This window comes from Xenorhabdus sp. NBAII XenSa04, from assembly GCF_963866145.1.
In the GTDB taxonomy this organism is placed as follows: Bacteria; Pseudomonadota; Gammaproteobacteria; order Enterobacterales; family Enterobacteriaceae; genus Xenorhabdus; species Xenorhabdus indica.
This window is the reverse complement of the sequence record NZ_CAWMEB010000335.1, coordinates 1-23,067: the sequence shown is the minus strand read 5'-3', so window position 1 is coordinate 23,067 and position 23,067 is coordinate 1. Positions and strand designations below refer to the sequence as shown.

Here is a 23,067-nt window from a genome sequence, read left to right as displayed (position 1 = left end):
AATCATGGGTTTTAAATAATCATTTGATTTGGGATGGCTATTTTATTTAATCAACTACGCGAAGTCGCACTCTTTTTGTGAACTTTTTTTGCGAACTTTTTTTGTGATAAGTTCGAATACAAAAATAGCGGGCGAACTTAACAAAGAAATAAGGAGCGAGTTAGTGATAAATACTAAAGATATTATCTTATTCCCTGAGCCTGATCCTAATGAAAACCCTTGGGTACAGGGTAAACCTGCTGAAGAGGTGATTGACGTTGTAGAATACAATCCTGAATGGTTAGCTACATGGCAACAACTTTCTTCGGTTATCAAAAAAACACTTGGCAGCGTTGTCTTAAATATTGAGCACGTTGGGTCAACGGCAGTTTCTGGGATGGTTGCCAAACCTGTTATTGATATTGATCTCATTGTGGAAGATCCAACTCAAGAAGAAAAATATGTACCGGCATTGGAGCGGCTTGGTTATGATTTAACGGTTCGTGAACCAAGTTTTTATCAACATCGATGCCTTCGTTTGGCAAAACCTAGAGTTAATCTTCATGTTTTTGGCCTTGATTGCCCTGAACATATCCGACATATTTGGTTTCGTGATTGGCTCAGAGAACATCCTGAAGATTGTGAACGATATATAGCTGCGAAGATAACTGCTAAAAATGATGTTAAACAGGTAATGGACTATAATAAGAGAAAAGAACAAGTGGTACATGAAATTTATCAACGTATATTTCAAAGTAAGGGATTGTTGTAATAATGTTTGATAATTATTGTGCGGATAAAAAGTTGTTTTGACTTCGATTGACAGAACACTTTTATATTCTTATTTTTTTATAGTCCTCCTATAAAGTGTTTTACCTTTCAAGCCACACTGTGTGGCTTGTGATAGTAGTAAATCGCCCCCCATTTCGCCTATTTAATGCTAACCGACATTCCATACCTGATTGAGGGTTAATAACTTAGCCTGTTAAGGCTGTTGAAGCTATGAGGGCAGAAAGTGCGGATTAGGTTGATTTTCAAACAACAGAGCTATCCCACGATTGAATAAATCCTCGTTTGTTTTTCATATCATTGTAGCGTTTATTTAATGTAATTCTTCTCAAAATAGTGGTAAGAAAAAAATATGTCTAATACTATAGAAGTAGTTGCCAAGCTAGAGTGCTTGGGGCTTTTTCTGTTAGAGCATGAATAAGGACATACCTGTTCTCTTTAGGCTGTAATTTATTGTTTTTAAATTTAATTTTAAAACTTAGACTCTTTTGAAGTTAGCGTAATCAAGCTTTGTGTTAATTAAACACAGGACTTTTGGGGAAATATCATGAGTATTAGTTCCTTAGGAAACCAAATCGATAACTCCTTGGTTTCAAATGCCTTCGGCTTCCTGCGTTTCCCGTTGAATTTCCAACCTTATTCCAGTGATGCAGAATGGGTGATTACCGGTGTGCCTTTTGATATGGCAACATCCGGACGAGCCGGCAGTCGCCATGGGCCAGCAGCCATTCGTCAAGTATCGACTAATCTGGCTTGGGAAAGTAGCCGTTGGCCATGGAACTTCAGCCTGCGTAAACGCTTGAATATCGTAGATTGTGGTGATCTGGTATTTAATTTTGGCGATGCTCAAGATATGAGCGAAAAATTGCAGGCTCATGCCGAGCAAGTGCTGGAGTCAGGCAAGAAGATGCTTTCTTTTGGTGGTGATCACTTTGTTACATTGCCACTTTTGCGTGCTCATGCGAAACACTTCGGTAAAATGGCACTAGTGCATTTCGATGCTCATACGGATACTTACCCGAATGGCAGCAAGTTTGATCACGGTACGATGTTTTACCATGCACCAAATGAGGGACTAATCGAGCCAGCCCACTCTGTACAAATCGGTATTCGTACTGAGCACGATACTAATAATGATTTCACGGTATTAGATGCTGGACAGGTTAATGATCGTAGCGTTGAAGATATTGTTGAGCAGATCAAAGCGGTTGTTGGTGATCTGCCTGTATATCTGACTTTCGATATTGATTGTCTTGATCCGGCATTTGCCCCCGGTACAGGGACTCCCGTTATCGGTGGTCTGACTTCAGATCGTGCGTTGAAGATCCTGCGTGGTCTGCAACCTTTGAATATCGTTGGCATGGATGTCGTGGAAGTTGCGCCTGCCTATGACCAATCAGAAATTACCGCGCTGGCGGCAGCGACGATTGGATTGGAATTGTTATATTTACAGGCCTCGAAAAAGCGTGTTTAACATATTCAGCTAAATAAGCACTGTTTTTGTAATAGCAAAGTTTTAAAGCCCGTCCAATTGACGGGTTTTTTCTTTTTTACTGCCTTTACTGATCGTTACTGTATCTAGTAGCCATATGAATAAAATCTATGGTCGCCCTCGTTTTTGCAACACTCATTTTGATGAATTTTGGGCTTGCTTAAATCTATCCGGCGTCACTATAGGCAAGGATGCCCGCGCCTCAATGCGTTTCGCACCTGATGAACCTTAAAAGCGACTCGGCTTCAAAAGAGCCATTTTTTATTCTAGGTTTCTCATCAGGCCGATAGACCGCTCATGTCATCAATTATCAGTCTTCGCAAAACCTGGCAGGTAACTGTTTAAATTTACTGATGCGGGTGTCAGAATTAATTTTCAAACACCGTGCAGTGTGTCGCTAACGCCCAGGCTATCCGGGCTAATTTGTTTGCCAGTGCACAAGCCACGATATTAGAGTGTTTTCGTTCAAGCTGTCCTCTGCCCCAATCAGCTCATTTCCCTGGATAACGTTCCAATCGTTGCATAAACACTCGTGCACATTGCACCAGAAGTCTTCGTAAATTCTTATTTCCTCGCTTACTGATGCCCAACAGGGTATTTCTTCCTCCTGTGCTGTATTGCCGAGGAACTAATCCCATTGATGCAGCAAAATCACGGCTTTTTACATACTGTTTGCCATCGCCTAACTGTGAAGAAAGTAAGCTGGCCGTGATGAGACCTACTCCAGGGATCGTCCTGAGACGTTGAGCGATGTCATCCATTGTTATTGTTTATTTTAGTTCAACTTCCAATTCAGCAATTTGCTCAACAAGATAAAGATAATGTGCATGAAGTCGCATCAATAATCGGAGCAGGTAATCGGGAAGTTCATGTTCAGCCAATACTAAAGATAAGCGCTTAATAACAGCCTCTCCCCTCGGTAAGCTAATCCCGAATTCCAGCAAGAAACCGTGCATCTGGTTAGTCGTTTTGACTTTATCCTTGACCAGTGACTCTCTGATCCGATGCAATGATAAAAACAAATAAACCGTGGGATGAATCATTCCACACAGTTTAAAGCGAAAGACAGTTGCTCATTAGTGCCCAAAAACGCACCTATTGTTGCCAAATTGAAACAATCAGGTAAAACCACAGATTAGCTTTGCAACATAATAATTGTCCGAGTGTAACAGTGTTAATTCGGCGTAAGTGGGTTAAAATTCCGGTTGATAGATTACAGGCCGTCAATATTGTTTTACCTTTGCGAGGAGTCCGATAGCTAAGCTTTCCCGATGTTATTTAAATATCGCTGTCGCTTTTCGATGTAAAACGTGCGTTGCTCATCAGAAAGTCACTTTTTATCAAAGTGGCCGAATTCATTAAAGTACAGCTGTGCAAATGTTGATGTATTTATGGTCATATCGATAATTTGTTCTTTAACCCTAGATTGGGTTGTAAGCACAGTAGGTATATTTGAGCTGAAAGACCTTACTACAGGAATCGCGGTGCTAACCTTTGTTTCCTTTGTCATGCCCCTTTACGTCTTCTGATTTTTGGCAATAACGACAATAGATAACAACTTTAAATATGTGCCACCAATAAAAAGGAGGCGGAGTTTACCATAACAACTAACTGTTTAATATATTGACAATTTTCTTACTACTAACATGTGACTTGCTTTTTAACAGGATATTCTTAGCTGATTTCATGGATTCTTCAAGAGATTCCGGGCGGATGTTCCTCTGTTGGCGAGAGAACTCCAGATGATCGAGAGAAACGGTCAGTTGAGGTTGGTATTGTTGGTATAACCAAACACCTTTGTCATTATGGTAATGATACTGCTTTGCTAACCAGTGCCCATAGCGGGCGATGAGTGAAACAGCCTCTAGAATGTAATAAACTGTGGATTGTTCCAGCAGATAATGCAGATTTAACCGTACCCAGCCAGGACGGGCAAGATTGTTTCCCTGTGCTAGTTTTTCTTGGATATTCCGGCTATCGTCTTGGTTGATATCCAATAACTGGTGGGCATAAGGTCCTGCACAAGAACAACCGCCTCTGGCCTGAATTCCGAATAAGTCATTTAGCATGGCAACAACCACACCATAATGTAGTCCTTTAATATTAAATGAGAAGATGGCTAGTCTGGGAAGGGAAGGATTGCCCATTAACTCGAAATTAGGGAGATTCCTCCAATATAAGAGTGTTTGTTCAACCAGATCTTTTTCCCGTTTTTTAATGTAGTCTAGACCAATTTGTTGTTGGATTTTAAATACCAGCCCTGCACGAATTGATTCAATGATGGCAGGAGTGCCACCTTCTTCACGACGTTCGATATTGTCGACATACTGGTGGGTTGATGCATTTACATAAGATACGGTGCCACCGCCATTAAGGCCAGGGATAGTCTGACTAAAACAATTATTTCTAATCACCAACAAGCCCGGTGTACCAGGACCACCTAGAAATTTATGAGGTGAAATAAATATGGCATCCATTGGAATTTCCTGTAAATCAATGGACATATAGGGCGCTGCTGCCGCAAAATCCCAACATGATAGTGCATTAAAGCTTTTGAGTAGGGTAAAGATTCCAGTAATATCGGTTTTAATCCCTGTGACATTCGAAGCAGCAGAGAAAGAGCCGACTTTGAGAGGAACATGTTGATATTTGAGGAGTTGTGTTTTTAATTCTGTTTGATCAAGTATACCTTCTGGAGTGAGTGGAATACGAACCAATTCTACATCCGCTTCCCGCCAAGGCAGATCGTTGGAGTGGTGTTCATAACCGCCTATGAAAACAACAGGTTTTTGTTCCTTATAACGAGGAATATTCAGCATATGAATAAAACGGTTAATAGCACTGGTTGCTCCAGATCCAGTGAAAATAATGTGATACTCCTGAGTGGCGTTTAGCGCTTGGCGGATAATGTGACGGCTTTGCTCACGCAGATATGTTGTTTGGAACCCAGTGATTGAGGTTTCGGTATGTGTGTTTCCATAGAAGGGCATCACTTGTTGCTGAATAAACTGCTCGATAAAACTGAGGCTTCGCCCGGAAGCCGTATAATCTGCATAGATCAATGGCTTGATACCAAACGGGGTTTTAATGGGCCAGCACTCTCCGATAATCGATTGGCGGATAAGATCCATACTTAATGACATTGTTTTTGTTTCCTTTTCCTGATTGTCAAATGCATTTATGGGCAATAATTAGTGTCATTTCTCCAAATGGAGTTGGGATTTTTCGGGTATCTAGACGAGAGGGGTGATTGGCTTTTAACGCCTCTTCAATCTGTTCTGATTCGATAGAAAATGGGCCATTTGCCAGTTCAGCAGGGAGGCGGCCCAATACATGAAACTCAGGTTGAGTGCGTTCTTGGTTCAGTGATTCGTGGAAACTAATCAATGTTCCGCCGGGAAACAATGATGCCCAGAGCCTATTTATACAATCTTGAAGATTGGTAGCAAAATAGAGAGACATTGCAGCTACTATTATTTGGTAAGGTCCGCCAAAAAGGGTGGTGTTCATATCACCAGGAAGAAACTTGATGGACTGAGAGGGATTAGATTCATCAAATCCATCCGAATCTATCAATTGCATTTGTATTGCTGTACAACAGAGAGGCAAATCAAACAATGTGATTTTGCTTTGTGGGTGAATAGCTAAAATATTTTGGGCTAGCTCTGCAGAGCCTGCTCCAACATCAAGGAAATGCAGTCCATCTTGCCAATTATCAAGCGACTGAAGGATAGATAGCAGGATTGGGTTTCTTGTACTTCGGTGAAAAGCTCGTAAACGCGATGTCGCTTTTTGCCAAAAACGTTGGTCATGCATATCCATTTGTTGTTTTGGTTGTGTGTTTTGTACCAGCCATTCAGCGGATTTCGTCAATGTGAGAGATTTGATTTCTGCCAGCGAGCAGAGTGTTTCCCCGAGATAATGTTGTGAATGACTAAGCAAGTAAGGCTGATAATTGGATTTAATAAAAAAACTCTGGGCTTGTTTTTCCATAATCCCCAGGGAGACATAAGAGTTGAGAAGTAATGTTAATCGTGTCGGGCACCAGTTGAATTGTTGGGCCACAGTGGTTGCATCGGCCATAGTGATGAAGTGATCAAACAGTCTGTGATGGAATGCGAATGCGAGTATATTCCAGCGAATTGGGCCTAATAGCATATTAAATAGATATTGTTGCTCGTTAGTTTTGTTTATTGACAAATTCATCTGTGAGTCACTTTTAATAACTTGCGAGAATGAGGAGGTTTTCCTCTAATTTCTATCAGAATACCTGTGGTATTTTGATAATCTGGTTAGAGGTTTCTTCATCGCTCAGGCAGTTCATTGCAAGCATGAACGAGAATAAACTCCGTGAATAACATGTGTTGAAGCCAATTAATTGATAACCGTCCCGTCTTAAGATTGTTTTTCCTGTCCAATATCACTATAGGGATTGTGGTGTCGCCCGATATAAAACACGGAGCAATCTGATATCAAATGACGAACAAACTAGATTTTCGTTCACAGAATGATAAAAATTAGCTCTGCGTTTGATATTCTTTACTACCTACCCTCCTTTTAAATAGCTAACCGTATGTTGAAGTCCCGATTATTTGCACGTGGGACAGATAAAGAGAAAGTGGAGGGATTACAATGAAACTACCACCGCTTGTCGAGCCTGCACCTCACTTAGATAAAGAGGAAAAGGAGAGATACAGCCGTCATTTATTACTGCCAGATATTGGATATATCGGCCAGTGTCGTCTGAAAAACGCCAAAGTGTTAGTGATAGGGGCTGGGGGATTAGGATCACCTATATTATTCTATTTAGCTGCGGCGGGTATTGGAACAATAGGAATTATCGATTTTGATGTGGTTGATGAATCAAATTTACAACGTCAGATAATTCACGGTCAATCCGATATCGGACGCAACAAAGCGGATAGTGCTCGTCAGTCGATACAAGAAACTAACCACCTTACTCATATCATTTGCCATCAACAACGCCTTGAACCAGAGAATGCATTAGAACTGATCCGTCAGTACGATTTGGTACTCGATGGAACGGATAACTTTTCAACCCGTTATCTGGTAAATGATGCTTGTGTGCTGGCTGGCAAGCCTTATGTATGGGGATCTATCTACCGTTTTGAAGGACAGGCGTCCGTGTTTTGGGAAAATGCACCGGGTGAGCTGGGACTGAACTACCGTGATTTATATCCTGTACCTCCACCACCTGAACATGCTCCCTCTTGCTCTGAAGGTGGGGTATTTGGCGTGCTGTGTGCTGCTATTGGTTCTATTATGGCGACTGAAGCCATCAAATTGATTACGGGGGCAGGAACAAGCCTTTTAGGTCGTTTGATGGTCTATGACGCGTTGGATATGACATATCGTACGTTACCGCTTCGCCGTGCTCAAAATCGTATGACGATAACACAATTGACAGATTATCAGATCTTCTGTGGTCTCAAATCACAAACCCCTGATGAAGTTGTTCCCCAAATAACTCCGCAAGAGCTTCAAAAAATGTTGGAGCGGGGAGAAGCTGTTCAATTGGTGGATGTACGAGAACCTGGCGAACGAGCTATCTGTAATATCGAAAACTCTATTGGGATACCTCAACAAGAAATTATAAATGGGATAGGTCTCAAACTGCTTGATCGACAATGTCCGGTAGTTGTGTATTGCAAGATGGGTGGACGCTCCCGAAAAGTACTGCTTGCCATGCAGAGACAGGGATTTAAATCACTATTTAGTTTGGAAGGCGGAATCCTAAATTGGATCCGACAAGTTGATTCCTCACAAGCTACATATTAAGGAGTATCCAATGCTAGTGTTATCTCAAGTCCAATTGGATGAAATTGTGAAACATGCTGAGAAAGAACATCCAATTGAAGCTTGTGGACTCATCGTTGGTCCCTGTGGGAGCGATAAGCCTGAATTGGTTATTCCTATGCACAATAGTGCTGCTTCCGAGGTTTATTTCCGGTTTGATTCGAGACAACAGCTTCAGGTTTGGCGTCAGATGGAAGAAAAAGAACTGGAACCGATAGTTCTTTACCACTCTCATTCTGGCTCACGGGCTTATCCGAGTAGAGAAGACTTAGCTTTTTCTGTTTCACCCCAGATTCACCATGTCATTCTTTCTACTGCGCCAGCATCGCTGCTTGAACTGCGTAGCTACCGATATGTGCAGGGACATGCAATCGAAGAAATCATAAAAATTACTCAATGAGGAAATAATAATTATGTCGGTCATGGTCCATATACCTACTATTTTAAGAACATTCACTAATGACCAGAAAACTGTAACCTCTTCTGGTGAAAGTGTTTGTGAAGTTATTGATAAATTAAATATTGATTTCCCTGGAATTAAAGATCGTTTAGTGAAGGAAGGAGATGTTCACGGGTTTATCAATTTCTATGTAAATGACGATGACATCCGATTTGGAAAAGGGCTGCAAACTACCGTGAAAGCCGACGATGTGATCACCATCCTTCCGGCAGTGGCTGGAGGATAATTCACAACGTTAGAACCGTTATTTATTGTAATCGGGGGCGTATTCATGCCAAGAAAAAAAATATTTCAGTTATTGCGGCTCAGTGGCACATTTAGTCAGGCCGATGCAGCGTTTGCCCCGTTTATCAGGGCATTAAATTCTCAGGCGGAGAAAATCGGTATTGCGGTCAATGAATCTTCAATTAAGGCTTCGAACAACGAATTGGTGTTGATATTACAGGAGCAGGAAGGCTGGCAATTTATGCTGACGGTTACTTCGCCTGTGATCAATGGACAGGTTTGTGATGAAGTCGCATTACAAGCACTGACCGGATTAGTTGCTGTTCACAGTCGCTCATTGGATCGGATTGTTCCGTTAGGTATTGAATATATTTCGGTGATTAGCGCCTCTTTGGTATTGCAACAGCTATTGGCTGGGTTAATAGCGTGGAACCGAGGCAGCAGAATACAGAAAGCTACTTTTGATCTAGTGCAAGCCGGAGTACTAGCTGTCGGACAATATCTAGCAGGTGCTACTGCAGAAACTGGAGCTGAGGTGTTCTCATGTGGCGAAGCAGATGTCTCTCTCAGGCCTCCTTTTGTATCTCTTGATGGTGTCCTGTTTGAATTAGAGTCTCTTTCTCCACTGCTTTGGCAGAAGTTTTGGCTTCAATTAGGGGCAGATATTCAACAGATAGGCAGAGGCTGGCATACCTTTATGCAGCGATATGCTAGAGGGACTGTGTCACTGCCTGGAGAGATAGTGGCACTACTTACCAGTCATGTCTATGCAGATTTGGCTGATCTGGCTCGTCAGACAGGAATTGCAATTACCCCAGTCAGGCGTATTCAGGATCGTAAGATGGATCGAGATTTACAGTCATTACTTGAGTTCGGCCCTTGGTCTATTAAGGCCATTGGTGATGAAGCCAAGAAGCCTGCTCGGATGCTCTCGGACACTGTGAAATCTGGGTTGCCACTTGCAGGAATCTGTCTGGTGGAATCCTGTCGGAGAATTCAAGGACCTATGGCAGGGCATTTGCTCGCCATGCTTGGAGCGACTGTGACGCGCATAGAGCCGCTGGGGGGCGATCCTTTGCGTGATATGCCTCCTCTGGCTGGTGATTCTTCTGCCCGTTTTCAGGCGTTGAACGCTCGTAAGCAGGTGATTGAAGTAGATATCAAATCAGCTGAGGGAAAACAAACCATCGAAAAATTGGTTCATGATGCTGACTTATTTATACACAACTGGGCGCCGGGAAAAGCATCTGAGTTAGCGCTGGATATCTCTGATTTAAGTCTTAATCACCCTGATTTGGTGTATGTCTATGCAGGTGGTTGGGGGATACTAGACAATGAAATGATGATTCCTGGCACGGATTTTATGGCTCAGGCTTATTCCGGTATGGCGGATGTGATTGCCCAAAGTTCGGGTGTTAAAGGTGGTACGTTGTTTACAGCGACTGATGTTTTCGGAGGTATTCTTGCCGCACAGGCAGCGATCATGGCTCTTTACTGTCGGGTTAGAGGCACGTCAGGACTGAGTGTTGGAAGCTCATTGCTGGGGGCTGCAACGATGTTGATAGAACCCATTCTCACCGACAATTCGTCTATCCCAAAAGAGAGCTCCTTACCCGAATGGTGTTGTACCGATTTGGCATCACTCCCTACACATCCACTTGTTGAACCCTATTTGATGAGAGGGAGTTACACACAATTACGTGAATTATGGAGGCCCTTATGAATCCAGCAGGTATTATCAATTTAGTCCCCGAATCAGTTCGCCATGAATGGAAAGCATCAGGTGCTTATCCGGAATCAACTGTATTTGAAGCCTTTCGTAAGCAAGTTGAAAAACAGCCTGATGGGTTAGCGGTTTGTTCCCAGGATGGAAGTTATCGTTATTCTGAAATTTATCAGCAAAGTTTGAGGTTGGCAGCAGGTCTGGCTAATGCAGGGCTTGTGCGTGGTGATGTGATTGTTTATCAGTTGAGTAACAGTTGGCGCTCGATTGTCATTGATATTGCTGCCGCTGCTATAGGCGTCGTGGTGTGTCCTTTTCCACAAGGAAGAGGTCGGTTAGATATTGAGTCGATCCTTAAGCGCAGTCAGGCGCGTGCGATTATTGTTGAAAACCGGCATGATCAGGGTGATGTATGTCAGATTATCGAAGCGTTACGGCCTTTGATATTATCGCTACGTGTATTGATCACAGTGGGAAAAACTCGTGACTATTGGCTATCATTTGAAGCATTACTGGATGGGAAGCCTTTAACACAATTTCCTTTGGTTTCCGCTGATGATCCAGTGCGTTTTCTCATATCTTCCGGTTCTGAATCAGAGCCTAAATTAGTTGCATATTCCCATAACGCCTTGTTAGGAGGACGGGGACGTTTTATGGAGGAACTAAGAGGAAACCATACGAGGTTTGTTCCTTTGTATCTGATGCCCCTAGGCTCGGCATTTGGTTCTACTGCCAGTGCATGTGTTATAGCATGGCTGGGTGGCACTATTGTCATTTTGCCTAAGTTTAGTGTCGATGCGGCATTGGAGGCAATTCATGATTATCGCCCGACTCACATTCTCGGTGTGCCGACCATGTTCCAGAGAATTGTTGCCGATGATCGCCTGAATGACTTGGATCTTCGTGATTTAGTCGCATTAGTCAGTGGAGGAGCTTTGATCGATGAAGCCACAATTAACCGCTGTTATGAAAAATTTGGGTGTCGATTTGTCAGCCTTTACGGATCAGCTGATGGTGTAAACTGTTTTAATGCTTTGACTGATACACGAGAAAAGATTGCTATGACGGTTGGGCGTCCTAACCCTTCCATTTGTGATATCCGAATTGTTGATGAACGTCATCAACCACTGCCTCAGGGACAGATTGGGGAGATTGCGGCTCGTGGACCAATTTCTCCCATGCAGTACGTGAATTCCCCCATGCTGGATGAAAAGTATCGAGATCAAAATGGTTGGGTTTACACTGGTGATTTGGGATGCATTGATGAAAGTGGCTATCTTAATTTGATGGGAAGGAAGAAGGATGTCATTATCCGTGGAGGAGTCAATATTAGCCCTATTCAGATTGAGAAACTGATGACTAATCATCAGGATATTGTCAGTGCTGCATGTATTGCCATTCCTGATAGGGACTTAGGACAAAGAATTTGTCTCTGTTTGTCACTGCGGGAAGGCGTACAACCACTTTCTCTAAATGATGTGGCACAGTTTTTGCTGTCATATGGATTAGAGCAACACAAATTACCAGAATATCTTTGCCATTTCAGTCAATTACCTCTTAGCCCTGCAGGTAAAGTTGATAAACCTACTCTTCATAATATGTTATCAGAATTGGCTCAAACCTATTGTATTGAAAATAAATCAGTGCATCAGAAGAGGTAAGTGTATATGGCGATTCAAAATGAAGCCCATAATAAGAAGACGGAATTATCGCTAGGATTTATTTTAGTACTGGCGATGGCACTGCCTATGCTGATTCTTTATGCTAGTGGAGCATTGGCACCTTTTATGTTACAGGAGGGTGAGATTGACCGCGAACTCCTGGGAGGATTTACGCTAGCAGCATTTGGTGTAGCTGCTATTTTATCCTTTCCCGCGGGAAGATGGGTGAAAAAATTAGGTATCCGTTGGGCAAGTATTACGTTGTTTTTGTTCACTGGTGGAGCATTTGCAGCATTGGTTTTGGCAAATCATCCTTGGCTGATGATACTGGCAATAGCAGTCTGCGGTATTGCGCAGGCTTTGGCAAATCCAATGACCAATCAGGCCATTGCGACTCAGGTGACACCTACACATAAATCGTTCATGGTGGGAGTAAAGCAATCTGGAGTTCAACTCTCCGCATTGGTGGCAGGGACGATTTTGCCATGGATGGCAGCACAATGGGGATGGCGGGTAGCGTTAGGTGCTATTGTTCCAGTGTGTCTATTCATGGCGATTTTAGCTGCGATCTGTAACTGGCAGCCAAAAGTGACTGTTCCACAGATGAAATCCCACAGAACAGAACAATTGAACACAATAAGTATGCTTATGTTAATGCAAGGTTGTGTTGGTATTGTGTTGGCAGCCTTTATTACCCAGGTACCGATGTTTGCTTCTCAATTGGGAATGCCTATTAGTCAGGCTGCATTTCTTGTCACATTATTCGGGTTGATGGGCTGGATCTCTCGTTTGGTGCTGACACCTCTGGCAAGTCGCTTTAAGCAAGAATCCGATTTATTGGCTTTATTGTTTGTATTCGCATTTCTCGCTTTACTTGCGACATTTAATGCCTCCCCACAAAATCTCTGGCTGGTTTATGTCGGGGTGATTGGGATTGGTTGTACGCTTGTAGCAACCAATGCTCTGGCGATGTCTATGATTCTGCATCATGATTGTTTTGGTGAGATACCCATTGCATCTGGACGAGTTTCTTTTGCATTTTTTGGTGGGCTGGCATTGGGATCATTGCTTTTCCAGTGGGTGGTGGCTTATTTTGGATCGACATGGGCAGGAATGGTGTTCATGTTAATACTATTAAGCTTCGGCTTTCTTGCAGTGCTCCGTTTGCGCTGGTCTTTGTCACAGATGATGTAAGCAGAAGGCACTCATTATGCACTTCGATTACCAGAGATTGATTCATAAATTGGCAATGTCTGTGGCTAAGATTGAGAAACAGATTGCTCCCCGTTTTCCTTTATATCGACTTATCGATAGTCCGTCATGGATGACGTCATCTCGTGGCTCTTGGGTTGCTGGATTCTGGATGGGGAGTTGTTGGCTAGCAGGTTATTTCTCAAATCATCCTACTTTGATATCCCGTACCCAATTCCGTTGGGATCAAATCCAATCCGAGAAGTATGTTCAGTCTATATTTCGGGCGATGAATGCTTGGTACGGATTTGGTCCCGCGTTGCGTTTAGTGAATGATGCTCGGGCTGGCGAACTTATCCTCCAATTTCAAGAAAAATTGAGTCAGACCTTTGCTCCTTGGCAGGGCTTTCCTGTTGGGACTGAAATGGGAGGAGGAGAATATGGAAACAACTGCCTATCAATAGATCCTTGTGCCGCATTGGTTGAATTAGGAGTACATCATCATTGGCAGGAGATGCCACAAGCACATGCCCAATTAACTGCCCATCAATTAATTCACCCTTCAGGAAAATTTTATACCCACAGTCATTTTTGTCCGTCAGAGAGTTCAGAAAAATGGAAGCCAGTGGGAGAGGCAGGCAGTTGGCCACGTGGGCAAAGTTGGGGAATGTTAGGAATGGCTTGTGCTGCTTTGTATAATCCAGAAACATTTCTCCACGTAGCGGAATTATCTTGCAGTGTATGGTGGCAAGACTATTCCGTTCATTCTTCCGATGTGCCAAAGACGGGGCATTATAAGCATCCTGTTATTGATCCTTCTGCAACACTGATCAGTGCTGTGGCTTTTTTTAAGCTGGATGAAGCCTGTGGCGGGCATTCTGTCTGGTGGGAAAGAGGAAAAGTTTTACTGCATCAGGTACTCACTTATCCCAGTTTTATCGAAGAGGACGAAACAATCAGGTTTGTTGGATGTTGCTATACCACTTCTGAAAATAACCAAGAAATTATAGAAATGCCTTATGGCTACTTTTTCCTATGTCAGGCTTTGCTTGTCGCTTCAGGTACGATCAAAGCTAGTACATTTTGATGAATAATTATGGAGAGCCTATGCATCATTATATCGGAATTTGTGTGGTCGCTCAGTCTCAAATTGTAAGTCAAGGTGTGAAAGAAGCAATTAACAAGTTGGAATTGTCAATTGGCACTGAATCTGGTGACTGTGGAGTTTGGGAACCCAATTCGGCAGTTTCGGTTGACTTTATTATGACGTACTTGCTTCAGCAAGCCAGAGAATACTTGCTGGCCTATCAGAAAAAACATCAATTTTCTTTCCATGTTATGACCTATGAAACACTGGATGAAGCTCTGGCCGATATGACATTGCATCCAGACAGAACACTCGATCTAGTGATTGCTGATGATCAGTTTTTACAGCATGGGGATTACGAACAGGTCTGTCATCAGTTTTTCCAGTTGTTTGAGTCGAACTCTGGGAAATTTTCTCCCTACTCTTGTTTGTTTTCGTTGTCAGAAATGACGCAGGATAGTGCACAAATACAAATGATGGATTCTGTGACGTTCAATATTAGGCAGTCTGATCCGCTGGTTTGGGAAATACAGGTATTAAAAAATCTGATGGATCATTTGGATAATGTTTATATTAATCCCTTGCTCGTTAGAGCAACGACTTCTAAATTGATGACCTCATCGATGGCACAGTTTATCTATAATTATATGGAGTACCATTTCCAAGAGCGTTGGGACTTTCACTACTATACAGGGTCGATGATCTCTGGGTTTATCGATTCCATGCTTCGTTTATGTGATAATACATCTACCTTGTGTGAAAGTGGGCCGAATGAGCACAGCTTGGCTGTTTCTGCACTTTGGTGGCTGGCAATTTTATCAGCATGGTTACGTGATTGCAGCGACTTCAGGTATGATTGATGAGTTTCGTGGCACATTATACAACCTAAAGCGTGCTCACGCGCCAGGTATCATCATTTGTGCAGATAGTCCTGGCAATAGCTGGTATCCATTTCAAGGTACGATGCACCAAGATTATGATGGCAGGAAATCGATTGAAGCCAAAGGAATTCCGTGTATCTATATTGATGATAGAGCGACCTTACCTGAGCGGTTGAGTGAAATCGGTGCTCTATTACAGTCACAGCCCGGTCCTGTGTTTATTTTGGCAACGCAATCTGCTTTGGAATGCACCCTGAAATCTGAACAGTTGCCCTATCCGAATCAGTGGAATCTTTTGTCTCCACGGATTGAGGATAGTGAAACGTCTGTCATAGATGCCGTGATGTTTCTGATCAATCATGACAAGCGTCGTATACTGTGGCAATGTTGCCATTTGGCAGATCAAGAACGTGAACTGATTTATCAGATTGCTGAAAAAGCAGGAATAGTGTTAGCAGATGCGATGATTTCGCCGGGGGGGATCAGTGATTACCATCAGCAAAAGCTTGTTAATAACTATATCGGAACGTTGTCGAACTACGGCTTCAGCCGCAGAATATTTCGTTATTTACATGAGGGACAGGAGCTTGCTGCACGTGAAAGCCAGAGTATTTTTTTCCTCAAAAGTAAAGTCGATGAAGCATCCTCGCCACTTTCTCCCAGTAAACTTAAAAATAAATGTCATATTGTTCAGGTGAACTGTCGTTCAGAACACATGTCACCTTACACTGATTTGGCTGTACATAGTGATTTACTCCCGTTCTTAAAAACAGTACTCGCCCGGCTTAATGTGGATGAAGAGGTGCTTGCTTATCGTCGTCACGAACTGGCACGAGTCCAGAATTGCCCTGACACAACGCCGATAGATTGGCTGCCACAGATGCCGATGTCACCCAATTACTTTTACGCCCACTTAGGGAAACAGTTGCATAATCTGATTAGTAAGCAGGGATTTGTCTATACAGGTGTTTATGATGTAGGGAGATGTGGAGTCAGTGCGATTCGGAATTTACCGAAAACAGGAAAAGGATTTTCCGGTTGGTATGGTCGGGCACTGATGGGAGATGCGTTGATGTCATTACCCTATTTGGCTCGCACATCATCTCAGAATATTCTGGCATTTATTGGTGATGGTGCCAGAGATTTAACTCCAAACATCGAACATCATATTGAGCGAGCATTGATGCAAAATCCACATCGACAGAAGATTAATATTTCTGTGTTTTATTTGTGTAATGGTATGCTGTCAATGATTCGATCATATATCGATAAGCGAAGTGCAACCAATGAGATAAAACAGTCCTCTCTTGTTGCATCATCGCGTTATCTAGCTCTGGTCACGACTTCTAATATCCAGATTTCCTCTGAGCCACATGGAACAATACAGGTCATTCGTGAGCGCTGGGCAACTTTTGATGCAGCCTATTGCGAAACTGTGTTAACAACTCCTCAAGCTATTTATTTTATCGACGTCATGCTCTCACATAACTCCGATGGGGATGGGCTAAGCCTGCTCTCTGAAGCTGCATGGCAATGTGTCAATATAGTATAAGGAATGTAACGTGAAATTTGGTTTTATTGCACATCCTACATCAATACCACTTAAGCGACATTCAAAGTTGATGGATATGTTTATCCGAACTTGCCGTGATCAAGCTCAAGGATTTCAACCGAATATTTGGCAGCATGAAAACTTAGTTCCTTTTACACGATTTGAAAAAGTGATTAGTGCAACGGGAGCTACCTGTAGTGGGATCATTCATTACATGCCATTAACTGCCGAAGAAATGCTAACACAGCCTAAAGTGATTACTGAGCGTGTAGTTGCAGGAATTAGTCAACTTTGCGAAGAAGGTGCTGAGTTGGTGGGGCTAGGCGGATTCACGGGTATTGTCGGCCAACGTGGTTTACAAACAGCCGAACAAGCTGTAGTTCCAGTGACGACAGGGAATTCTCTGACAGCTTATGTGGCTTACCGGAATGTGCTCGATACACTGGCAAATTTAAATATAAGTGAAGATGAGGCAGAAATAGCCATTGCTGGCTATCCAGGTTCCATTGCCCTCGTGCTTGCCCGCTTATTACTGCCTTTAGGGGTTCGCTTACATCTGGTGCATCGTCACCGTGAAGCGGTTACCGAAAAATTGTTGTCTTATCTGCCCGAAACCTACCACGCTCAGATACGGCTGACAAATGATATTAGCACATGTTATCCAATCGTTTCGTTCTATGTCGCGGCAACCTCCACTGGTGGGGTTATTGATCCTACCAGATTAAAACCTGGTTCAGTGGTGATTGATGTGGCACTTCCCCGGGATGTTTTGCCTCAAGATGAACCAAGGCGAGATATACTCCTGCTTGATGGGGGATTGATTTCTGCCAATGATCAGATCTCTTTTGGCGGAGCTCAGCCTGAGTTTGAGCCAAAAATGTTTATGAATGGATGTCTGGCTGAAACTCTGATTCTTGCTCTTGAAGAACGGGCAGAACTCTATTCTATTGGCAGAGAGTTAGATTGTAATAAAGTTCTCAATATTGGAGAGATTGCCTTGAAACATGGTTTTAGTCCGACCCGGCTTGCCAGTCTGGGGAGGCATGTAAAAGAGCAGGATTGGGTGGCGATCCGACGTTATCATCATCCTCAACCTCCAGCAGAACTGGTTTCTCATCCTGGTATCTCGAATTTCCGGGAGACGGTAGAACGTTTCCGCCAGTACATCAACCCTGAAATGATCGATTTCTATGAATATAATCATCTGGAAAGAGTATTTGTTAAAGGAGAAGGACTCAAACTGACTGATACGCAGGGAATTGAATACTATGACTTTATTTCTGGTTATGGATGTGTAAATGTTGGTCATAACCATCCGGCCATTGTGGCAGCAGTAACAAATTATTTAGCCCATCAACAACCTACTTTTATTCAGTATGTCTCGATTCCATATCAGGCGTCACTATTGGCAGAAAAACTGGCTAATATAGCACCGGGTGCTTTATCACGAGTATTTCTCAGTAATTCAGGGACAGAAGCCGTTGAAGCTGCAATAAAATTGGCATTAGCCGCATCGGATAAAAATACATTGCTATATTGCGAAAATGGGTATCACGGAAAAACCATGGGGGCTCTCTCTGTCACAGGAAGGGAGAAGCACCGTAAGCATTTCGAACCTTTATTGAGTCAGTGTCATGCTATTCCATTTGGGGATGTCGTCGCATTGGAACAGCAATTGAAATTGGGCAATATCGCTGCGTTTATTTTGGAACCTATCCAAGGTGAAGGCGGTGTCATTCTTTCTCCTCCAGGCTACTTGCAAGCTGTGCGCCGTCTTTGTGATCAGTATGACTGTTTGCTGATTTTGGATGAAATCCAGACGGGACTGGGGCGTACTGGAAAAATGTTCTACTGTGAGTGGGAACAGGTGTGTCCTGATATTCTGACTCTATCGAAATCGCTGTCTGGCGGTGTCATTCCTATTGGTGCCACAATTTCGACCCCTAAAGTGTGGGATGCGGCTTATGGCAGTATAGATCGATTTATATTGCATACATCAACATTTGGCGGAGGAAATTTGGCTGCAGCTGTTGCTTTGAGTGCACTTAAGTTGATTGAAGAAGAAAAACTAGCCGAAAATGCTATAGATGTGGGGTCCTATTTGAAAAAATTATTACAGGACGTTGCTGGCGACTATCCGTTTGTGAAATCGGTTCGGGGAAAAGGCCTCATGTTAGCCATTGAGTTCGAGCAACCCTTTGCTGGAAGTGTTGCTGCCACAGTTAATGAGTTGGCTCACCGTTTCAGTTGGGATGCTGTTGGAACCTACTATCTGTTGTCAGATAAGGCTAAATACCATATTGATGAGGCTCTGCATGAGATAGAGCAAGGCATGGAAGACATGTTCGTTTTGCGCATTGTCACTAAATTGGCACAAGAACACCAGATTTTGACATTTATGACCGCAAATAGTAACCGAGTGATGCGGATTCAGCCACCACTAACCCTTACTCACGATGATGCTAAATATTTTGCTGAGGCATTTCGTCAGGTTTGCGAAGATATGTCGACATTTCATTATTAGATCATCTGAATTTACCTGGATGTCAGAAGGAATGAGTAATGACTCAGTTAACACTAGACCAACATGTGCTGGTCGAAAAAGCACGTCGCTTTACTTGGGAACACCTCGTGCCATTGGAGAACACGGTGACTCAACAGGGAGGAATTGAGCCGGAGCAAGCCAGGATTCTGATGAGATTGGGGCAGGAATCAAAGTTGTTTGCGACCAATATTGATTTTCAGTATGGCGGTGTTGGACTGAGTACATTTGAAAATGTACTCATTCAGGAACAATTGGGGGTGACAAAAGATGTTCTAATCAGGCGGGCAACGGGAAATATCTATGAATGTCTGATGCTGGGTACAGCGGCTCAACAGGAACGATACTTATTTCCAGCACTGAAAGGAAAGCGTTGGTGCTCGCTAGCTGTTTCTGAGCTTGAGGCTGGATCTGATGCAGCTTCCATTAAGACCTGTGCAACTAAGAGCGATCAGGGGTGGGTGCTTAATGGCCGGAAAGCGTATATCAGTGATGCCGAGTACTCAGACTATTTTATTGTGGCAGCGAAAACAGCCGCTGAACTGGGGGCGAAAGGGATTTCTCTGTTTTTAGTAGACAAAAATGTGCCTGGCTTCTCTCTCGGTAAGAGTTTTAATATGATGGGATTTATTGGCACTAGCCATAATGAACTGATATTTAATCAAATTCATGTGGAAGAAGACGCCTTACTGGGTGAGATGAATCAAGGATTTAAAATATTATGTCAAACTCTGGGAAGGGCACGGCTTGCGAAAGTTGCTGCACGTGGTTTGGGTAAATGTGTGCGTTTACTTGATCTGATGACAGAACATGCCAAGCAACGTCACCAATTTGGAAAACCTATTGTTGAAACTGGGAATATTCGATACATACTTGCAGATTGTGCTATTGAGATTCGGGCGGCGCGAGCATTGTTGTGGGAAACAGCTAGACGAATGGATAAGGGAGAATCGTGTCGTGAAGAAATTTCGATGCTGAAAGTGTTTGTTACCGAGCTGCTGGGGAGAGTTGCCGATCATGCCGTTCAGATTTTTGGCGCTTCAGGTTGCCATGACGGGCATTTAATAGAAAGTTTTTATCGCGATGCACGGTTATTCAGAATTATCGATGGAACATCTGAAATCCATCGTAATATTATCGCTAACTCTTTAATCAAACAGGGCGCACCTATTATTGTTGATGTGTAGTGTTCTCGGAGGGCTCTATTCCAATCTGTTTCAGAGCCCTCATGATGATTAGTTTATTGTAAAATCAGCCTGTTTTTTCGCTGATAAATCACAATACCTAGTGCTACAAGGAAGAATATCATTGAGAACCAGACAGGTAGGGTCGGTGTATATTGATAAAATACAACTCCCATAACAGGTCCGGCAGCCCATCCTAGTCCCTTACCGATCAAATTAATTGAGGCTGCATAAGCCTGATGTTTTTCACCGACAGTCTGACTCAGCAACGTAAGGTTGGCAGGAATAATCAAACTCATGGCGCCTCCCAGACAAACCATCGCAATCAGCATACAAATATAGGTGCTGCTTATCGCAAGATATATCAGACTCAACAAACCGAAGAAAAATCCAATGATCATGAGTCGGCCTGCGTACTTGGTAGTGAAATTAGTGAATATAATTTGTCCTGCTGCCATACTGATCATAGATGAAGTCAACAGTTCCCCACTTCCTTTTAAAGCCTCTTGAGTAGAAAACCCAAGTTGATCTTGTAATCTGAGACCAGTGGTCTGCTGGAGCATGCCATAAACCAGTAAGACGCAGAATGTTATTAAAGCAAAGGGTAAAATCGAGTTGTGTGGCTGGGGGCATGAAGAACAAGGGAGCATGGGATTCTGTGGTGCATGGGATAGTGGACGTGTTTTCAAAAAACGATGCCCCAAGCTAATGATGAGCATAATTACCCCCAAAATAAACAGCGCTGATGGAAATTGTGTTATGCCGGAACTCATTGCAAGATAGCCACCAATAATGCTACCAAAGCCAAATGTTGCCCCAATCACCCCCATTCCTGAAAGACGATCGTGGTGTGAAGTTTGGTTTACAACATACGCTTGTGCGCTGGGCATAAGTCCTGCAACACCAATAGATTGAGTCAGTTTTAACAGTAAGAACAAGGAAAAAAGCAGCGGGATAGTAAGTTCAAAGGATGTGTGAAATTTGATCATCCCAGCAGTTAATATCAGAAATAATGCAGTGCTCACAATTCCGATAACTACAGGCGCTTTTTGCCCATGTTTATCTGTATAGCGGCCCCAGAAGGGAGCAAAAATCATCATACTGAAAGCCGAGACAGAAAGTAATGTTCCTGTCAACAATTCATTGATTCCCATAGTGCGCCCTATAATTGGGAAACCAATCATAAATAGACTGTGTGCTATAGCGTTCCCAAGAAGCATTATCATCAGAGGAAATAATGAAAGATAATGAGTCGGTAATTTAATCAACATGATACATTTCCTTATTAAGATAATTAGTTCGATAGGTAACAGGGGTGCAACCTTCATGTTGACGAAATGTTTGTATGAAATGGCTAGTGCTGCTGAAACCACATAAATGTGCTATAAAAGTGATACTATATTGTCTATCTTGAAGATACGTTTTTGCAAGCTGCAACCTATATCCTCTTAGCCAGTCAAAAACAGTTTTTCCATAGTTTTTTTTGAAGTTCTGATTGAGTCGAGTGTGACTCATTCCCACTTGTTTTGCCAAATCACATAAGGTCGGAGGATCAGTCAGTTTAGTAATCAGAATCTCTCGTGCTTTTTCTACCGCATTACCTTGATAGCAACATGAGCCTAAATGATTTTTTGAGGTGATGGAAATAGATTGTCCTAGTGGAAGTAACCAGTGTGAAATGAGTTCTAATGTCCTTCCCTCTGCTTTCATCCGATCAAAGGGGGTTCTGAGAGGGTTCTCGATCAGAGGGGCAATCCACTCATCATTATCCTGTTGTACTGCCACATGGGAGACATACAAATTAAAAATTGATAGAAGTTGCTCATCATTAGCTGAAAAGGTGCGTTTTAAACGTTCTGTAGGAAATTTGAGAACGGCCATTTCATGCCGGAGATTCGAAGTGCTAAAGCGGTATAATGCCTGATGGTGATGAAGATTAAATAACCAGATATCTCCTGCACTAATCGTATGATTTAGTTGTGTTTCTGAGAAACCTAGATGGCTTTTTCCTTTCAGTCCAAATATTATAAGTGTGGTGTCATAAGGATAGCTGCTCTTAGAAAACAGAGGTTCTTTTCCATAGTAATAGCTTTTTGTAAAATAAATTTCTTTACCAATATTAAAGCAACGAAAGTTACTTTGTCCCTGTTGTTTTGGGAGGTAAATATTGTACCAACCCATATTCTGGCATTCTGAATCAGAATGCAATTTTTGTGTCACAAGATTGGACTTACAATCAATAGGTTGTTTTTCAATGATTTTTTTAATTGATTTTTTTGAAATCACATTCATCGTTTAGTTCACCATAAATGATAATAATTATTATTAATATTTTATTCTTATCTAATATTGGACATTCAATTGTCTAGTTTTTTTTAAATGTTATGTGATTCTTGTCAGTATATTTATAATCTTATGAATAAAAATAGTTATAAGTTGTCTAACTTATTTGTTGATTGGAGGTAATATACCAATCATCATTGA

Annotated in this window: 17 protein-coding genes and 1 pseudogene; 13 read left to right on the top strand and 5 right to left on the bottom strand. The window is 42.5% G+C overall.

Going from position 1 to position 23,067, the window contains the following annotated elements; all coding sequences use genetic code 11:
• Window positions 1–163 precede the first annotated feature (163 nt).
• Together AAC147_RS11865 and speB are read left to right on the top strand one after the other, a co-directional pair.
• Window positions 164–751, top strand: coding sequence for a GrpB family protein (locus AAC147_RS11865; RefSeq protein WP_047681265.1), 588 nt, complete (start codon window positions 164–166; stop codon window positions 749–751).
• A 564-nt stretch (window positions 752–1,315) separates the two neighbouring features.
• Window positions 1,316–2,242, top strand: a complete 927-nt coding sequence (speB, locus tag AAC147_RS11860; protein ID WP_047681262.1) for an agmatinase — start codon at window positions 1,316–1,318, stop codon at window positions 2,240–2,242.
• Between the two features lie 386 nt (window positions 2,243–2,628).
• On the opposite strand, the pseudogene AAC147_RS11855 reads toward speB, so the two are convergent.
• From AAC147_RS11855 to AAC147_RS11845, 3 genes and pseudogenes are all read right to left on the bottom strand, one after another.
• Window positions 2,629–3,273: pseudogene (locus AAC147_RS11855) on the bottom strand (IS110 family transposase); the annotation flags it as partial.
• Window positions 3,274–3,867: 594 nt separating this feature from the next.
• A complete protein-coding gene (locus AAC147_RS11850; protein ID WP_047681255.1) occupies window positions 3,868–5,403 on the bottom strand; it encodes an aminotransferase class V-fold PLP-dependent enzyme in 1,536 nt (511 codons plus the stop codon).
• A gap of 25 nt (window positions 5,404–5,428) precedes the next feature.
• Complete coding sequence (locus AAC147_RS11845) at window positions 5,429–6,466, bottom strand: class I SAM-dependent methyltransferase (RefSeq protein WP_052189522.1); 1,038 nt, start codon at window positions 6,464–6,466, stop codon at window positions 5,429–5,431.
• A 426-nt stretch (window positions 6,467–6,892) separates the two neighbouring features.
• On the opposite strand from AAC147_RS11845, the gene moeB reads away from it, so the two are divergent.
• From moeB to AAC147_RS11790, 11 genes are read left to right on the top strand one after another with little or no spacing between them, the layout of a single operon-like run.
• Complete coding sequence (moeB, locus tag AAC147_RS11840) at window positions 6,893–8,059, top strand: molybdopterin-synthase adenylyltransferase MoeB (RefSeq protein WP_047681254.1); 1,167 nt, start codon at window positions 6,893–6,895, stop codon at window positions 8,057–8,059.
• Between the two features lie 10 nt (window positions 8,060–8,069).
• Window positions 8,070–8,477, top strand: coding sequence for a Mov34/MPN/PAD-1 family protein (locus tag AAC147_RS11835; protein ID WP_047681251.1), 408 nt, complete (start codon window positions 8,070–8,072; stop codon window positions 8,475–8,477).
• Between the two features lie 13 nt (window positions 8,478–8,490).
• Window positions 8,491–8,763, top strand: coding sequence for a MoaD/ThiS family protein (locus tag AAC147_RS11830; RefSeq protein WP_047681248.1), 273 nt, complete (start codon window positions 8,491–8,493; stop codon window positions 8,761–8,763).
• A gap of 45 nt (window positions 8,764–8,808) precedes the next feature.
• A complete protein-coding gene (locus AAC147_RS11825) occupies window positions 8,809–10,485 on the top strand; it encodes a CoA transferase (protein WP_052189520.1) in 1,677 nt (558 codons plus the stop codon).
• On the top strand, window positions 10,482–12,146 hold the full coding sequence (locus AAC147_RS11820; RefSeq protein ID WP_052189518.1) for a class I adenylate-forming enzyme family protein: 1,665 nt from the start codon (window positions 10,482–10,484) through the stop codon (window positions 12,144–12,146). Before AAC147_RS11825 ends, AAC147_RS11820 begins: the two co-directional genes overlap by 4 nt.
• 6 nt (window positions 12,147–12,152) lie before the next feature.
• On the top strand, window positions 12,153–13,340 hold the full coding sequence (locus AAC147_RS11815; RefSeq protein ID WP_047681245.1) for an MFS transporter: 1,188 nt from the start codon (window positions 12,153–12,155) through the stop codon (window positions 13,338–13,340).
• A 16-nt stretch (window positions 13,341–13,356) separates the two neighbouring features.
• On the top strand, window positions 13,357–14,424 hold the full coding sequence (locus tag AAC147_RS11810; RefSeq protein ID WP_047681242.1) for a hypothetical protein: 1,068 nt from the start codon (window positions 13,357–13,359) through the stop codon (window positions 14,422–14,424).
• 20 nt (window positions 14,425–14,444) lie between these two features.
• Window positions 14,445–15,284, top strand: coding sequence for a hypothetical protein (locus AAC147_RS11805; protein WP_052189516.1), 840 nt, complete (start codon window positions 14,445–14,447; stop codon window positions 15,282–15,284).
• Window positions 15,196–16,857: a hypothetical protein gene (locus tag AAC147_RS11800; protein WP_156115354.1), complete on the top strand. Its 1,662-nt coding sequence runs from the start codon at window positions 15,196–15,198 to the stop codon at window positions 16,855–16,857. The genes AAC147_RS11805 and AAC147_RS11800 overlap by 89 nt, the downstream gene beginning before the upstream one ends.
• 10 nt (window positions 16,858–16,867) lie before the next feature.
• Entirely contained in the window at window positions 16,868–19,381 is a 2,514-nt protein-coding gene (locus AAC147_RS11795) for an aminotransferase class III-fold pyridoxal phosphate-dependent enzyme (RefSeq protein ID WP_047681239.1), read from the top strand.
• Window positions 19,382–19,419: 38 nt separating this feature from the next.
• On the top strand, window positions 19,420–20,586 hold the full coding sequence (locus AAC147_RS11790; RefSeq protein WP_047681236.1) for an acyl-CoA dehydrogenase family protein: 1,167 nt from the start codon (window positions 19,420–19,422) through the stop codon (window positions 20,584–20,586).
• Between the two features lie 53 nt (window positions 20,587–20,639).
• Here AAC147_RS11790 and AAC147_RS11785 read toward each other — a convergent pair whose 3' ends face one another.
• Window positions 20,640–21,854, bottom strand: coding sequence for an MFS transporter (locus AAC147_RS11785; RefSeq protein ID WP_047681234.1), 1,215 nt, complete (start codon window positions 21,852–21,854; stop codon window positions 20,640–20,642).
• The gene (locus AAC147_RS11780; RefSeq protein WP_047681231.1) at window positions 21,844–22,875 is read right to left on the bottom strand and encodes a helix-turn-helix transcriptional regulator; all 1,032 of its coding nucleotides are present in this window, start codon (window positions 22,873–22,875) and stop codon (window positions 21,844–21,846) included. Before AAC147_RS11780 ends, AAC147_RS11785 begins: the two co-directional genes overlap by 11 nt.
• Window positions 22,876–23,067: the final 192 nt, after the last annotated feature.

Bases quoted from the DNA above. Each gene is read 5' to 3' on its own strand.
- AAC147_RS11810 (WP_047681242.1), top strand. From the start codon at position 13,357: ATGCACTTCGATTACCAGAGATTGATTCATAAATTGGCAATGTCTGTG.
- AAC147_RS11800 (WP_156115354.1), top strand. From the start codon at position 15,196: ATGAGCACAGCTTGGCTGTTTCTGCACTTTGGTGGCTGGCAATTTTAT.
- AAC147_RS11845 (WP_052189522.1), bottom strand. From the start codon at position 6,466: ATGAATTTGTCAATAAACAAAACTAACGAGCAACAATATCTATTTAAT.
- AAC147_RS11805 (WP_052189516.1), top strand. From the start codon at position 14,445: ATGCATCATTATATCGGAATTTGTGTGGTCGCTCAGTCTCAAATTGTA.
- AAC147_RS11785 (WP_047681234.1), bottom strand. From the start codon at position 21,854: ATGTTGATTAAATTACCGACTCATTATCTTTCATTATTTCCTCTGATG.
- speB (WP_047681262.1), top strand. From the start codon at position 1,316: ATGAGTATTAGTTCCTTAGGAAACCAAATCGATAACTCCTTGGTTTCA.
- AAC147_RS11835 (WP_047681251.1), top strand. From the start codon at position 8,070: ATGCTAGTGTTATCTCAAGTCCAATTGGATGAAATTGTGAAACATGCT.
- AAC147_RS11820 (WP_052189518.1), top strand. From the start codon at position 10,482: ATGAATCCAGCAGGTATTATCAATTTAGTCCCCGAATCAGTTCGCCAT.
- AAC147_RS11830 (WP_047681248.1), top strand. From the start codon at position 8,491: ATGTCGGTCATGGTCCATATACCTACTATTTTAAGAACATTCACTAAT.
- AAC147_RS11815 (WP_047681245.1), top strand. From the start codon at position 12,153: ATGGCGATTCAAAATGAAGCCCATAATAAGAAGACGGAATTATCGCTA.
- moeB (WP_047681254.1), top strand. From the start codon at position 6,893: ATGAAACTACCACCGCTTGTCGAGCCTGCACCTCACTTAGATAAAGAG.
- AAC147_RS11850 (WP_047681255.1), bottom strand. From the start codon at position 5,403: ATGTCATTAAGTATGGATCTTATCCGCCAATCGATTATCGGAGAGTGC.
- AAC147_RS11790 (WP_047681236.1), top strand. From the start codon at position 19,420: ATGACTCAGTTAACACTAGACCAACATGTGCTGGTCGAAAAAGCACGT.
- AAC147_RS11780 (WP_047681231.1), bottom strand. From the start codon at position 22,875: ATGAATGTGATTTCAAAAAAATCAATTAAAAAAATCATTGAAAAACAA.
- AAC147_RS11825 (WP_052189520.1), top strand. From the start codon at position 8,809: ATGCCAAGAAAAAAAATATTTCAGTTATTGCGGCTCAGTGGCACATTT.